The organism is Arthrobacter psychrochitiniphilus (assembly GCF_003185915.1).
GTDB lineage: Bacteria > Actinomycetota > Actinomycetes > Actinomycetales > Micrococcaceae > Specibacter > Specibacter psychrochitiniphilus.
This window is the reverse complement of record NZ_QHLZ01000015.1, coordinates 1-14,603: the sequence shown is the minus strand read 5'-3', so window position 1 is coordinate 14,603 and position 14,603 is coordinate 1. Positions and strand designations below refer to the sequence as shown.

At 56.1% G+C, this 14,603-nt stretch carries 12 protein-coding genes; 8 read left to right on the top strand and 4 right to left on the bottom strand.

Annotated features, from left to right (window positions below):
- Positions 1-10: 10 nt before the first annotated feature.
- The 5 genes from CVS29_RS16600 to CVS29_RS16580 all read left to right on the top strand — a co-directional run bounded on the left by CVS29_RS16600 (position 11) and on the right by CVS29_RS16580 (position 6,061).
- Positions 11-2,416, top strand: a complete 2,406-nt coding sequence (locus CVS29_RS16600) for a xanthine dehydrogenase family protein molybdopterin-binding subunit (RefSeq protein WP_110107551.1) — start codon at positions 11-13, stop codon at positions 2,414-2,416.
- Positions 2,413-3,249, top strand: coding sequence for an FAD binding domain-containing protein (locus CVS29_RS16595; RefSeq protein WP_110107549.1), 837 nt, complete (start codon positions 2,413-2,415; stop codon positions 3,247-3,249). The genes CVS29_RS16600 and CVS29_RS16595 overlap by 4 nt, the downstream gene beginning before the upstream one ends.
- Positions 3,246-3,758: a (2Fe-2S)-binding protein gene (locus CVS29_RS16590; protein WP_110107547.1), complete on the top strand. Its 513-nt coding sequence runs from the start codon at positions 3,246-3,248 to the stop codon at positions 3,756-3,758. The genes CVS29_RS16595 and CVS29_RS16590 overlap by 4 nt, the downstream gene beginning before the upstream one ends.
- 65 nt (positions 3,759-3,823) lie before the next feature.
- Entirely contained in the window at positions 3,824-4,849 is a 1,026-nt protein-coding gene (locus tag CVS29_RS16585; protein ID WP_110107545.1) for a quinone oxidoreductase family protein, read from the top strand.
- Between the two features lie 81 nt (positions 4,850-4,930).
- Positions 4,931-6,061, top strand: coding sequence for an XdhC family protein (locus tag CVS29_RS16580; RefSeq protein WP_110107543.1), 1,131 nt, complete (start codon positions 4,931-4,933; stop codon positions 6,059-6,061).
- A gap of 116 nt (positions 6,062-6,177) precedes the next feature.
- Here the strand turns inward: CVS29_RS16580 and CVS29_RS16575 are convergent, their stop codons facing one another.
- From CVS29_RS16575 to CVS29_RS16560, 4 genes are all read right to left on the bottom strand, one after another.
- A complete protein-coding gene (locus CVS29_RS16575) occupies positions 6,178-6,852 on the bottom strand; it encodes a GntR family transcriptional regulator (RefSeq protein WP_110107541.1) in 675 nt (224 codons plus the stop codon).
- Between the two features lie 194 nt (positions 6,853-7,046).
- Positions 7,047-7,673, bottom strand: coding sequence for an isochorismatase family protein (locus CVS29_RS16570; protein WP_110107539.1), 627 nt, complete (start codon positions 7,671-7,673; stop codon positions 7,047-7,049).
- Complete coding sequence (locus CVS29_RS16565; protein WP_110107537.1) at positions 7,673-9,544, bottom strand: hydantoinase B/oxoprolinase family protein; 1,872 nt, start codon at positions 9,542-9,544, stop codon at positions 7,673-7,675. Before CVS29_RS16565 ends, CVS29_RS16570 begins: the two co-directional genes overlap by 1 nt.
- Before the next feature lie 4 nt (positions 9,545-9,548).
- Complete coding sequence (locus CVS29_RS16560; protein ID WP_110107535.1) at positions 9,549-11,627, bottom strand: hydantoinase/oxoprolinase family protein; 2,079 nt, start codon at positions 11,625-11,627, stop codon at positions 9,549-9,551.
- 361 nt (positions 11,628-11,988) lie between these two features.
- On the opposite strand from CVS29_RS16560, the gene CVS29_RS16555 reads away from it, so the two are divergent.
- The 3 genes from CVS29_RS16555 to CVS29_RS16545 form a co-directional block, all read left to right on the top strand.
- Entirely contained in the window at positions 11,989-13,206 is a 1,218-nt protein-coding gene (locus tag CVS29_RS16555; protein WP_110107533.1) for a CaiB/BaiF CoA transferase family protein, read from the top strand.
- On the top strand, positions 13,203-14,153 hold the full coding sequence (locus CVS29_RS16550; RefSeq protein ID WP_110107531.1) for a hydroxymethylglutaryl-CoA lyase: 951 nt from the start codon (positions 13,203-13,205) through the stop codon (positions 14,151-14,153). The genes CVS29_RS16555 and CVS29_RS16550 overlap by 4 nt, the downstream gene beginning before the upstream one ends.
- 181 nt (positions 14,154-14,334) lie before the next feature.
- A partial coding sequence (locus tag CVS29_RS16545; RefSeq protein ID WP_245932303.1) for an aconitase family protein occupies positions 14,335-14,603 on the top strand: 269 nt, incomplete at its 3' end.

Below are 14,603 nucleotides of genomic sequence, written 5' to 3'. Positions count from 1 at the left end.
CATACAACATGTGACCCAGACCATAGCCCCTACCCAGTCCGCCAACTATGTTGGGACCTCCGAACGCAAACACAATGGAGAGAAATTCCTCCGCGGTGAAATGGTGTATATCGACGACATCAGAATCCCGGGAATGCACTTTGCCGGGATCGTACGCAGCCCCCATCCGCATGCCCGGATCAAGTCGGTGGACCTGAGCAAGGCTAGTGTGGCCGAGGGGGTCATCTTTGTCCTCTCCGGAGCGGAAGCAGCAAAACATACTGACCCGATTCCTCATTTTATTGATCCTGAAGCTTTTGGCGGTAAGACCACAGATGTGCGGTGCTTAGCGGTAGACAAAGTTGTGTATGTGGGTGAGCCGGTAGCTGCGATCGTGGCGAGAACCCGCCAGGATGCCGAGGCAGCTGTGGAGTTGGTGGACGTTGAGTATGAGATTCTCCCCTTTGTCATCGATGGCGAGGAGTCACTGCAACCTGATGCGCCACGGATTTACGAGCATTGGGATGACAACAAGATCATCAGCATTCCGTTCATTAGCGGAGATACGGAAGCCGTATTCGCCCAGGCAGAGCACATTCTGGAGGATGAACTCAAAATCCAGCGATACTCCACTCAACCGATTGAGCCGCGCGGGTACGTCGCTGTTTATGACTCACGAGAATCAAGCTACACCTTCTATGGTGCCTGCCAGAACCCCCATCCGCTCCGCTGGGTTCTCTCACACACGCTGCGTGTTTCGGAGAATGACGTGCGGGTGATTGCACCAACAGTGGGTGGTGCTTTCGGTTTGAAGATGCACGGGCATCCCGAGGAACCATTGACCTGCATTCTCAGCAAGCTCAGCGGTAAGCCGGTCAAATGGATAGAGGATAGAACCGAGACGATGCTGGTTGGTGCTCGCGAGCAGATGCACCGGTTCAAAGTTTCCTTCACTTCTGCCGGTAAAATAACCGCGCTCAAGGACCATTTTGTTGCCAATGTGGGTGCTTTGGGTGCCCCTCCCGGTTGGGGAATGGTTTTCCTGAGCGGATTGGCCTTCCCCACTGGCTACAAGATCGCCGCCACCGATGTACTGGCTACGGTGGTAGCCAGTAATAAGAGTCCCTGGAATGCCGCACGGGGATATGGCAAAGAAGCAACTGCCTTGGTCATGGAACGCATCATCGATCTGGTGGCTCGCGATCTTGGGATGGATCCGTTGGAAGTCCGCCGCGTCAACCTCATCGAGTCCCATGAGTTCCCGTACAAGACCGCTGGAGGTCTGAACATAGATTCCGGCGACTACCACGCGGCCTTAGACAAGGCAGTGGAGATGATTGGGTTGCCGGCTCTGCGTGCAGAACAGGAAGAGCTGCGCAAAGACAATCGCTATCTCGGCATTGGCTTTGCCTTCGAGCTGACTCCGGAGTCGGGTGACATTCCTGGAACTCTAGTGGGCGGATTCGACACTTCCACGGTGAAGATGGACCCCTCTGGAAAAGTCACCGTCCTGACGGGTGTGACCACTCCCGGTGGCGGAAACGACACCTCCATCCTCCAGATAGTCTCGGACCAAGTTGGCATTGAGATATCCGATGCGAGGATCATTCAAGGCGATACTCTGCTGACGCCCTATGGGTTCGGCAACTATAGCGGGCGAAGTATGGTGACCGGAGGGAACGCCGCCTATTTGGCAGCCAAGGATATCCGCGCGAAGCTTTTGATAATTGCGTCTCGATTGCTCGAAACCGATGAGAGTGACATCGATCTACGGGCAGGCTGGGCCAGAAGTCTCAGCAATCCGGACAAAGCAATCAAGATCTCAGAAATCGCCTACACGGTCTACACTTTGGCTTTCGCCACTGCTACCGGAGTGGAGCCACCCCTTGAGTCAACGCGTGTTTACCAGCCTGAGAACATTCAACATACTCCTGACGCAGAGGGCAAAATAAACATCTACCCGACCTATTCCAATGCCGTGCATGTTGCGGTAGTGGAGGTGGACGCGGACACCGGCCACGTAAAGGTCCGTCGTTTCGGAACCGTTCATGACGCCGGGACTATCATCAACCCGCGTTTTGTGGAAGGTCAAATGGAGGGTGCCACCGCCATGGGAATCGGTGCTGCTTTGATGGAGCACTCGATTCATGACCCAGCGACAGGTCACCTCTCCACCAATCGGTTCAAGACTTACCTCATGCCCCGAGCAAGCGACGTACCCATGTTTGAGTCGGTGCATCAGGTGACCCCCAGTCCATACACAGCGCTAGGCACCAAGGGGGCAGGGGAGGCTGGTGTTGGCGGGGCGCAAGCTGCGGTAACGAACGCAGTGCATGACGCCCTGGCGCCGCTGGGGGTCACGATCCGTCAGATGCCGCTCAATCCACAGAATGTTCTTCACGCCATCATCACTCGGGAAACGGGGAAACAAGCATGATTGCACACCGATTCAAGTATTCATGTCCTCGATCCGCGGAGGAGGCTGCCGCTGAACTCGCGCAGATGGAGGGAGAAGAAACAGCCATTATCAGCGGTGGTACGTGGGTAGTGCCTGAAATGAGTCATCATCTGCGCAGACCCAAGCTGGTCATCGATTTGAAATTAGCTGGACTCGCCGGTGTAAGCGCAGAAGCAGATGCTGTTGTGATTGGTCCCGCTACAACGTACACTCAGCTGGCGCATTCTAAACACACCCCGAATTTTCTGAAAAAGGTTGTAGCTGGAATCACTGGAGGCTCACAGATCCGCAACCGTGGAACCATTGGTGGTTCAGCTTGCTACGCGAACCCTGCCTCGGACATCCCTGGGGCGTTGGTGACAATGAAGGCCTCCTTGCATCTTCGCGCCCATAGCTCCACCAGAATTGTCGAAGCCGCGGATTTCTTTCTCGATGCAAACGTAACGCTCTTAGAACCTGATGAAATATTAGAGTCAATCAGTATCCCCTCCACCAACGACGAAAACCTTTTTTCCTACGCAAAGTTTAAAACTGCCCAAGGAAGCTGGCCAATAGTCACTATCGGTTGCATTGCATCCGAGGACGGCGTGGCGCGGCGAGTAATCGTGGGCGGTGCTGGAGCCATTCCGTTTGCGGTGGACCTAGACGGGCAGGAGAGCGAGGACGAAGTCCTCCAGCGGGTACATGCTGCAATGCGCCAGCCTTGGAGTGACGTGTTCGCCACCGCTGATACCCGGCGTCATATTGCAGGAGTCATGACACAACGTGCCGTACGAGAAATTGCCGCAGCTAAAAATGGAGAAAAATCATGACCAACCCACAGCAAAACCTTCCCGTAAATGTGGTTGTCAACGGTGTTAGGCACCAGGTTGAGGTTGACCCACGCCTGGCGTTGGTCGACTTCTTGCGTGAGGATCTGGAATTGACCGGAACTAACGTAGGCTGCCGCACTGGTGATTGCGGTGCCTGCACTGTGACTGTTGACGGAGAGGTGGTTAAATCGTGCCTTTCTCTAGCGGTCAGTGCCGACGGCAGTGAGATTCGTACCATCGAAGGCTTCGCCGGAGAAGGGGAAGAGCTCTCTCCCATCCAGAGCGCATTCTGGAACGAGTTCGGTTTCCAGTGCGGGTATTGCCTTCCTGGGATGCTTTTTTGTACCGAGGAACTGCTAGGCGAAAACGCTGACCCCAGTGAAGCCGATATTAGACACGCTATTGATGGCAACTTGTGCCGCTGCACTGGATATCACGGAATAGTTCGGTCGGTACAGACCGCTGCTGCGGCCACCCGCACCTGCAACCGTAAACGAGTGAGTGAATAGAGCAAATCATCCACCCCGGCCACGCTAGGGGAGTCATTGGTAGCCACCCCGGCAGAATGGAAGCAATGCGAACCGTTGTCATAGAAAACCCTGGTAACGCCGATGACATGGTGGTTAGGGAGTCATTGCGCCCTGTCCCCGGTGCCGGAGAAATTTTAGTGCAAGTAGAAGCCGCGGGTGTCAATTTCATTGATATTTACCGACGCTCCGGCGCCTACCCGGTGGACTATCCCCATGTTCCCGGCCTTGAAGGTGCGGGAGTTGTCATTGAGCTTGGCGACGGCGTGAGGGATTTCGAGCTCGGTACCCGCGTTGCTTGGGTGTGGGTGCCGGGTTCTTACGCCGAGATGCTCGTTGTTCCTGTGGCAGCGGCGATACTCGTGGAAAGCTCAGTCGACAGCGTGACAGCGGCAGCCGGCCTTCTCCAAGGTATGACAGCTCAGTTTCTGACCGACTCAACTTTTGCAGTTTCCAGAGACCACACCCTATTGGTGCATGCCGCAGCGGGTGGAGTTGGGTTGATGCTGACCCAGCTGGCTGCCGCACGAGGCGCGCGCGTCATTGGGACGGTATCCAGCGACCACAAGAAGTCACTGGCGCACGCGGCAGGTGCCGAGCATGTCATTCGCTACGACTTGCTTGCCGATATAACACAGCAACTACCTACGTTGGTCCGCGATTTGACCGGTGGTGTGGGTGTTGACGTGGTCTACGACGGTGTCGGAGCGACAACGTTTGACGCATCGTTGGCTTCATTGAAGCCACACGGACTCCTTGTACTGTACGGGCAGGCCTCCGGCCCTGTCCCGCCTCTGGATCTGGGCCGGCTTAACACCGCCGGGTCGCTGTATGTGACCCGGCCAAACCTAAGGCACTTCATTTCCAACCGCAGTGACTTGGAACATCTGAGCGGTAAGGTCATGGATTCTATTGCGAACAAGGTCATTGATGTCCAAATTTCTCGTTCCTTCCCCCTGGACCAAGCTCCAGCAGCGCATCGTTTTCTGGAGAGTAGACAGAGCACAGGCAAGGTTGTTCTGACCACGGTTTCGAACCGTGAGCATGCGGTAAATGTAACGAGTCTGCGTTAGTGCTTGATTTTTTACACAGTGGCCGTGAACGTTCACACCACCTTCGGTGGAGTTCTAAAGAGTTATGGGAGGTGCTTTTAGATGCGTGATGTACTGGCCGAGCTTAAAACGGAGTGGGAACTCGGGAACACCACAGGGTTGGCAACAGTGGTCAGAACGTTCCAATCCGCTCCGCGTCCCGCTGGGGCTTCCATGCTCGTTACTGGCGACGGACGAGCTGTGGGATCGGTATCCGGCGGCTGCGTGGAAGGTGCGGTGTATGAGTTGGCCAGAGAAATGGAGCACACCGGCACTGCGGTCCTGCAACGCTACGGGGTGAGCGACGACGACGCGTTCTCTGTGGGGCTTACATGTGGCGGCATCCTAGATATCTTTATTGAACCTGTAAGCCCGGCAACGTTTCCCCGGTTGGAGGAGGTCTGGGCTGACATCGGTGCAGGAAGGCCGGTCGCCGTAGCTACAGTCATTAAGCACCCGTCGGATGGCTGGGTGGGCCGACGGATGGTGGTGCGCCCTGATGATATCGACGGTTCTCTTGGTCACCCACTCGCCGATCACGCCGTCGCCGAGGACGCGCGTGGACTGTTGGCCGCGGGCCGCACTACAACTTTAGGCTATGGCCCTCAAGGACAACGACGGGGTGAGGGAATGGAAGTCTTTGTGGCCAGCTATGCCCCGCGACCGCGAATGCTCATCTTCGGCGCCATTGACTTTGCCGCGGCTGTGGCGAGCCAAGGATCGCTCCTGGGTTACCATGTGACGGTCTGTGATGCACGTAGCATCTTCGCCACGGCTGCCCGGTTTCCGGGCGCGGACGAAGTGATCGTGGACTGGCCGCACAGGTACTTGAGCCACCAGCTAGAGGCTGGCCAGCTGGACGGACGCACTGTGATCTGCGTCCTGACCCACGACCCCAAGTTTGATGTCCCCTTGTTGGAGATTGCTCTTCGTATTCCGACGCTGGCTTATGTGGGGGCCATGGGGTCAAGGCGTACCCATGAGGACCGTATGGAACGGTTAGTGCAGGCGGGCCTACACGCGGAGGAACTCGCGCGACTGAGTAGTCCAATTGGCCTTAGCCTGGGGTCCCGTACGCCACAAGAAACGGCTGTCTCGATCGTTGCAGAGATAATAGCTAAACAGTGGGGTGGTACTGGAGCGCCGCTGAGCGCAATTTCCGGATCGATTCACAGTTCCGCCGCCGGGTCATAGTCACGTACCTGCCAGTAGCCATGGGTGCGATTCTCTGCACCATGGAGTGATGGAGTGATGGAGTTGCTTCGCCTGCGGGACTCCATGATGCTGCCTGCGTGTGGAGACAGAAAAATCTAAGGGTTGGAGTTCGCGGTGACTACGGCGTTCTTGGCGGCCAGAATGTGAACTCGCATAACAGCTTCGGCCCATTCCCCGTCGCGGGCTTTTGCAGCTGCGACGAGTTCGGCATGGTGTTGCATGCTTCGCTTGAGTTCCTCAGGGGTGTAGCTCATGAAGGTGTGTGCCACCATTGTTGGCCGGAGAATTGCCCGCAGAGCAATAGAAAGGTGTCTGTTTCCACACTGTTCTACGAATATGCCATGAAATGCACCATTGAGAGCGCTCAGCTCACTGTGCCGGCCAGCCTGCACGGCGTCTTCCATTTGTTGTGCCAGCAGCCCCAGTCGCTCAACGTCCTCCTCTGTGAGACGGGGCACTGAGAGAAGGGCGGCATGGGGTTCAAACCCAGCGCGAACGTCATAAAGGTCTGCGATGTCCCCGGCAGTGAAGGAGACAACCTGTGCTCCCTTGTTGCGGCTGATTTCGACCAGGCCTTCCGCTGCCAACCTGTTAAGCGCCTCGCGAATAGGTGTCCGGCTGACTCCGATGCGCTCTGCCAGGGTTTTTTCCCGCAGCCAAGCCCCTGGCTGCAAAATACCCGAAGCAAGCATGGAGCGCAGCTGAGCGTAAGCGCTCTCGTCGGCGTTCTGCCCGAAGTCGTTATCCGGTGGAGTGGAATCGGTGTTCATGACGGTTGCACCTCAATACTTGGCGATTGGTTCTAGTCACAGAAAGGCAAGGATGCCGTCGGGGACGTTACCGGAAATTGTGGTTGTATGCAATATTAAGGTGACAACTGGGCCTCAGCGCTTGTACTGCGCTGGTGCTGTCAGGTTATGTTCAGCGCTGACAGCACCGCACAGTTCAAGCCGTCTAGGCCCCGCTAAGGAGTCTGAACGCTTTTGATATAGGCGATGGTTGCTTCACTGTCCATCACTTCAGCATATTTGGCTTGAAGGTCGTACAGTGAAGCGTTGTGCACAGTCTCGTTGCGATCCACCACACCGTCACGGACCACTATAGGAACGAAACCATGTTGAATGGCATCCACAGCCGTTGCTCTGATGCAGCCGCTGGTGCTGGTGCCCACAATGATGAGGGTGTCCACGCCCCGAGCTTGAAGCATGGAACTGAGGCTTGTTCCGAAAAAGGCGCTCGCATATTGCTTGGTGATCACAGTTTCTTCAGGCAAGGCCCCGACCTCGGGCATGAGCAGCCCATTTCTTGTCTCCCCGATGAGGCTTCTCAAGGCAGGGATCTTCTTGACAAACATGCCGCCATCCAAGGCATCAGGACTGTAACGAACGATCGTGTGAATCACAGGCACTGCGCTTTGTCGGGCTGCTGCGATAACTGACGCCACTACGCTCAAACAGTCTGTTGAGGGCAGACATAAGGAGCTTTCTGGATCGAAGTAAGCGCGCATTAGATCGATCGAGATCATGGCAGGGCTTCGTCCAGGCACCAGAGTCCCATTGAAGCCATCGCTGAAGTTCTCCGTCACTTCCATCACACTGCCAATGGTGGGATCGGTGCTGGCAGTCCAGTTTCTGCCAGACAGTTAGCCAGTAATGATTCCATGTCCCCACCCCTATTGAACAGAGGCAACGGTTCAGAACGGGTTGATCGGAGTTGTGTACGCAGTTCCTGCGTTGCAACAGAGTCGAGTTCCCCCTCTTCACTGCACACCACACCGTTGCGCCGAGCGCCGTCGGCCGTTACCAGTCCGCGCCGCACCTCTTTGCACACTAGCTCAGGATCCCGCTCCAAAGGATCTCCCCAGCCACCTCCGCCCCACGTCACGAAGTGTAGGACATCGTTTTTGCCAACGGACACATCGTGCACTTTGCTGGGCAATATCTCCTTGGTACCGTCTGCCCTGTCGATCCATTTTTTGCCACGGTCGCCAGGCTCGCCACCCTTAACTCCCCATGGATACGTCAGCCAGCGGTCGTCGTGGATAGCGATGGTGCCAGGTTCCAGGAACCGGTAGGCCACGTCAACGCCGTTTCCGCCGCGGTGTAATCCTGCGCCGCCGGAGTCTGCGATTGTCTCCCAGCAGTCCACCACCAGCGGGTAATAAGACTCAAGATATTCGCAGGGAATGTTGACAAAGGAAGGCCACAACGAATGACCGTCGGGGCCATCGCCCATGGGCCGTCCAGGTATGCCACCGAAGCCGATGGAATAGAGCTGGAACCATTCACCTTTGCGCTCGCCACCACTGTAGTTGCCGGAGTACATGAAGTGAGGTGAAGAAGAGAAGCCGGCGGCGTTTAGTAGATCTGGGTTAGCTTGGCCCAGCAATCCTCCGAAAAGATCGAAGAGGCGGCCGATTCCATGGTTTCTTCCGTTGAGGGCAGCCGGGTATTGGGGCTTCCAGAATGAATTGTCTGGGATCTCAACATCCACTAACGGATAAAAACCGTCATTCCAGAGAATTTGTGGGTCCGCCACGGTGATCATGTAGATGCCAAAGAACATACGGATGAGATTTTCATTGATGTAATAGTTGATGGGGCCCTGGGCTTGGGGGCTGCTACCGGTGAGGTCAATCAGCACCTTGTCTCCGGTGCGGGTGATTGCCATGGTGAGCTCGTACGGACCGTACCCGCGGCCATCATCATCAATATAGTCGGTGAAAGAAAGAGTTTCCCCTTCCTTGAACACCAGCGCAAGCAGGACCTTCATTGCTCGGTAGTTGCGGTCTAGCAGGGCATTTAGTGCAGAAGTGTAGCTATCTACACCAAAACGTGCGCACATCTCCTGTACCCGCCGCGAAGCAGTTCGGCACGCCGCCACAATCCCATTGAGATCAGCCCGGTTCCAGTCAGGTTTGCGGACCTGGTTCAAAATGATCCCCAATGAGGTCTCGTCGCGTTCCCCCTTCTTGTAGAGCTTGAAAGGAGGAATAATAACGCCTTCTTCGAAGATGGTGCGTGCGTCCGTTGGCATGGACGCCGGAGTCTTGCCGCCAACGTCTGTCATATGGCCAAATTGGGATGCCCACCCGACGATCCGCCCTTCATAGAAGATGGGCATGACCACGAGCCAGTCGTTGGCATGGCTGATCGCAGCTCCACATGAGTAGGGGTCCGAGGTCATCAGCACATCCCCTTCTTCGATGGTCCCCTTGAAGTTCTCTAAGAAGTCCGGAATGGACAAGCCGAACTGCCCTACAATCATTTTTCCGGCAGGATCGGCGATCAATGGGAACTCATCATGTTGTTCCCGAATTCCCGGGCTCAGTGCGGTGCGAAACAGAGTCTCATCCATTTCGTAGCGGGCGCTGCGGAGCGCATTTTCGATCAGGTCAAGGGTTACAATGTCCACGTCCACTGCATTGAGGGGTTGTGTGGCGGTTTCAATTAGCGTTGCCATGGAGTCAGTCCTTTGTCGTTTCAGGGTCTTCAATGGGGCGGATCAGGAGGCTGCCGTGCGGGTGAACGGTTGCGGTGTGACCCGGGAGAACCAGCGTTGTGGAGTCCATTTCGGTAATGACGGCGGGTCCTGGAACCACGTTCCCTGCCTTGAGCAGACCTCGGTCATAAATAACGGCTGGGAGGTTGCTCCCATCTACGAAGATTGTGTGCTTGCTGAGTTCTGCAAGGTAGGGATCGGAACCGCTAGCCTCGAGGGTCACTGACGCTACTTCGGGCCGGGGCCCGCTGACTGTAGCTCGGGCGGTCACAAATTCGTGCTCATTGTCCAGCAAAAAGGCGAACAGTCTTTCGTGCTCGGTGTTGAACTGGGAACGAAGATGGGTTAGGCCATTCCCGTTGCGGAAAGTGCTCAGATCTACCGTGATGGGGATTTCGAATCCTTGACCGTGGTACCGCATGTCCGCCGAATAGGCGACTGTCAGGTCCTTCTCATCGAGACCGGCTGCAAGAAGCGATTCGCGGGCATTAGCTTCGAGGTCTTTCAAAATATCGTAGACCAGCTCGTCGCTGAGTTCGCTAAAGCGCTGGACCAAGGTGCGGGCAGATTCGTCACGCAGACTAGTGGTCGCGTCCCCGTAGGCGCACAGGACACCCGGCGACGGCGGGATGATGACCGGCCAGGCTCCGGTCAGTTTTCCAAGGGCGTTGGCGTGCAATGGCCCGGCCCCTCCGAAAGCCACCAAAGCGAAATCTCGTGGATCAAATCCTTGTTGAGTTGATACGAGCTTCAGTGCGCCGTAGATGTTTTCATTGACGATGTGGATGATGCCCTCGGCAGCGCTTTCTACCCCGTCCATTCCGATGGCTTCGGAGATGGTCTTCACAGCAGTTCCGGCCGCCTCAACGTCTAGACCTATTTCTCCGCCGGCTAGTTGGGGCAGAAGGTAGCCCAGGACAACATTCGCGTCGGTGACGGTGGGGTCCACCCCGCCGCGGCTGTATGAGGCGGGTCCCGGGGATGCACCTGCTGATTGAGGACCCACGCGCAGGGCCTGAGTTAGCGGGGGTACATGAGCGATCGAACCTCCACCGGCTCCAACGGTTCGAACGTCTACTGAGGTGGCACGTACTGTCAGGTCACCAACGGTGGTCTCGCGGCCTATGCGCGGTGTCAAGTTTTGCACAAGTGCCACGTCAGTGGACGTACCTCCCATGTCAAAAGTCAGCAAGTTAGAGAACCCCGCTTGTTCGGCAGCCCACACGGCACCGGTAACCCCTCCTGCTGGTCCGGAAAGCAATAAGGACACTGGGTTGTTCGCGGCCACCTTGCCCGAAACCAGTCCGCCGTCGCTGCGCAGGATTGATAATTGAGCGTTGATCCCCGCTTCGCCCAGCTTGCTCTCGAGATTGCCAACATAACGGGATACTTGACCCTGAACATAAGCGTTAGCGACTGTGGTGATAGTGCGTTCATACTCGCGAAGTTCGGGAAGAACTACTGAGGATTGGGACACGGGGATCCCGGGGAGTTCTTCGGCGGCGATCTGGGCAATACGGGACTCATGGTGCCCATAGGCGTAGGAGTTGATCAGGCTGATACTTAGGGCCTCGATGCCTTTTTTCTTTAGCTTGCGGAGCTGGGTCCTAACGTCTTCTTCGTCTAAAGGCGTGAGCACTTCGCCGTTGGTGGTCACCCGTTCAATGACTTCAACGGTGTCTTCAAGGTCTGCGAGTGGTTCAGGTTTGGGCCAAATGATCCATCCTGCCAGCCCCCCGGGAACGAACGATCGGGCGATCTGCAGGACCTGGCGGAAGCCCTTAGTTGTTACCAAGCCAACGCGGGCACCCTTTTTTTCAAGAATGGCGTTGGTGGCTACAGTTGTGCCGTGGAGGACTTCGTACACTTCTGAGAGCCCGATGTTGGCAGCTGAACAGACCTGTTCAATGCCGTGGAGCACGCCGATGGACTGGTCCTCGGGCGTGGAGGCGGTTTTGAATCGGTGAGTTTCCCCGGTCTCTTCGTTGATCAGCAAAATGTCCGTGAAGGTGCCGCCAACATCTACACCTAGTCGAAATGCCATCAGTTCTCCTCAATATCTGTCTCTGCTCTATGTCTCGCGCTGGTGCGCCGCTGAGCTGGGCCGTAAAGTAAAAAAGATTTTTTGTATCATCCAGGGCTGCCCGTAACGGGCCACTTCCTTGGATCCGGTACTTAGTGAGTGCCCGCACTGTTAGATGCTGTAATGCAGATCACATTAACTCAGATTCAGGCTAAAGTCATACCGGCCTGCTGTCAACTAGATTGCATACGATTTTGTGGAAATATTCAGAATTTTCTTGACTCCCAGCGGTAATTCTGCAAAGTTGTATACATCTTCACTGTTCGTATTCAACAGTTGAACAACTTCGCAATCGCCAAAGCCGTTTCCCAGGAGGGCTGCTATGACCGCCAACATTGAAGTTAAATCCGGTTCAGGACCCCTGTCGGGCCTGCGAGTTATTGAGATGGGCCAGTTGCTTGCAGGGCCCTTCTGTGGCCAGATGCTAGGCGATTTAGGAGCGGATGTCGTCAAAATTGAGGACCCCACCAAAGGCGATCCGCTTCGGCAATGGGGCCGGCAGCTACCTGAGGGGCAGTCGCTCTGGTGGTCGATTGTGGGACGCAACAAACGTTCCGTTACCCTAAATCTGCGCGAGCCCGAGGCGCAGGATATAGCTCGAAAGTTGCTCTCTACGGCCGATGTTCTTATCGAGAACTTCCGTCCAGGGACCATGGAGCGGTGGGGTATGGGCTACTCCGATCTGAAGGAACTGAATCCGAAACTCATTATGGTGAGGGTTTCCGGGTTTGGCCAGGACGGGCCCTACTCCCAACGAGCAGGGTATGGTGCGATAGGCGAGGCTATGGGTGGCCTCAGGTATGTGGTGGGTGATCCGTCCATGCCACCATCACGTGTTGGCATCTCAATTGGTGATACTCTCGCGGCATTGTTCGCAACCATAGGGGCGTTGGCGGCTGTCCATGAACGTGAGACCAGCGGGCATGGTCAGGTGGTGGATTCTTCAATTTATGAGGCAGTCCTAGGCGTGATGGAATCACTTGTGCCGGAATGGCAAGTATCCGGATACCAGCGTGAACGTACCGGCGCTATTCTCCCCAACGTCGCTCCTAGCAACGTATACCCCACTAAAGACGGGAAATGGGTGCTGATCGCCGCCAATCAAGACACAGTGTTCGGCCGATTGGCTGTTGCCATCAATCAGCCCGAGCTGGCCTCCGATGCGCGCTATGCAACACACGGTGCCCGCGGAGAACGTCAAGAGGAACTGGACGGGATAATCGGTGAGTTTACTTCCACGCAGATGGCAGAAGACCTAGAAGCTTTGTTGGAGAAGCATGGAGTCCCTGCAGGAAAGATATTCCGGCCTGTGGATATGCTCAGTGATCCACAGTATTTGGCCCGTGAGTCCATCATTTCAGTAGACCACCCTGTCCTGGGACCTGTCTCAATGCAAAACGTCTTCCCAAAGCTGAGCCGTACTACAGGCACCGTACGGTGGCCCGGCCCCGCACTGGGACAACATACTCAAGAGGTCCTCTCCGAGCTAGGGATCTCGGATTCTGACTTGTCAGCACTGCGAACTAGGGGTCTTGCATGAGTCTTCCACAACTGCCATCTTCTATTCGACTCGTTGAAGTCGGCCTGCGTGACGGCCTGCAATCGGTTGTTGAGCCAGTGCCCACCGGGGACAAAGTAGAACTGGTTCATATGTTGATCGATGCTGGAGTTCGGGAGATAGAGGCCGTCTCTTTTGCCCATCCGAGGGTTTTGCCGCAACTAGCAGATGCCAGTGAAGTCATGGCGGCCGTGCCGCGACTCCCCGGCGTTGTTTATAGGGGTTTAGCTCCCAATCTCCGTGGCGCACAGCGTGCAGCGGACTGCGGATTGGATGAGCTTGTCGTGGTGGTCTCAGCGGACACCGAAGTCAGCATACGCAACCAAGGTATGAATGTAGATGAAGTCTTGGCGGACCTTGCCAAAATTGGTGAATTGACGCAGTCGGTCGGCACACGTCTGGTTGTTGCCGTCGCGTGTGCGTTCTTTGCGCCAGCTCGCGGGCCTGTCAGCAAGGAAGAGCGGCTTCGCGTGGTGGAGGCTGCCATTGAGGCAGGCGCCAGCGGTGTCTACCTCGCTGCCACTTCGGGTGAAGAACATCCCGGTGAAATCTACGACGGCGTTGCGCAAGTGTGCCAGGACTATCCCGAGTTGGATGTGGGAGTGCACCTTCACAACCGCAACGGCTTCGCTCCGGCCAACGCTCTTGCATCCATGATGGCTGGAGCCAGCTGGCTAGAAGGATCCTTCGGCGGGTTGGGAGGGGACATGTGGTTCCCCGGAGATCCTGCAGTCTTGGGCAACGCGGCTTTAGAGGACCTGATCCACTTGTGTGATGGGCTGGGGATAGCAACGGGGATTGACCTTGAGAAATATATGAAGGTCTCGGACCGAATCGCTGAACTTACTGGCCGTCCGTCAGCATCCTTCGTCTCTCGTGGGGGCACCCGGAACGACCTGGCCGCGGCCCGTTGGCCCGAGAACAATTAAACGGTGACAACAACGTATCGGGGCACTGGAACCCAAATAGCTGACACTTCTCTGTGCTGAATCAGTTGTTCATGGCACACGATGGAGCGTAGGAGAGGGTTCTGCGATAACGCCAGTTGTTACTGGTGGTGTTTTCTGCAGTAGGAAATATATACATACCAAGTGCAATGAAAGGAAGGTCATGGCGAAGACGCTGGCCGAAAAAGTGTGGCGTGATCATGTTGTCCGTCAGGGTGAAGGCGTGGGCGATGCTGCTCAGCCTGATCTTCTTTACATTGATCTTCACTTGGTCCACGAGGTCAGCTCCCCGCAGGCCTTTGAGGGTTTGCGGTTGGCTGGCCGTCCGCTGCGCCGCCCCGATTTGACTATTGCTACGGAGGATCACAACACTCCCACGTTGGCCATTGACCGTCCTATTGCTGATCTGACGAGCCGTACGCAGATCCAGAC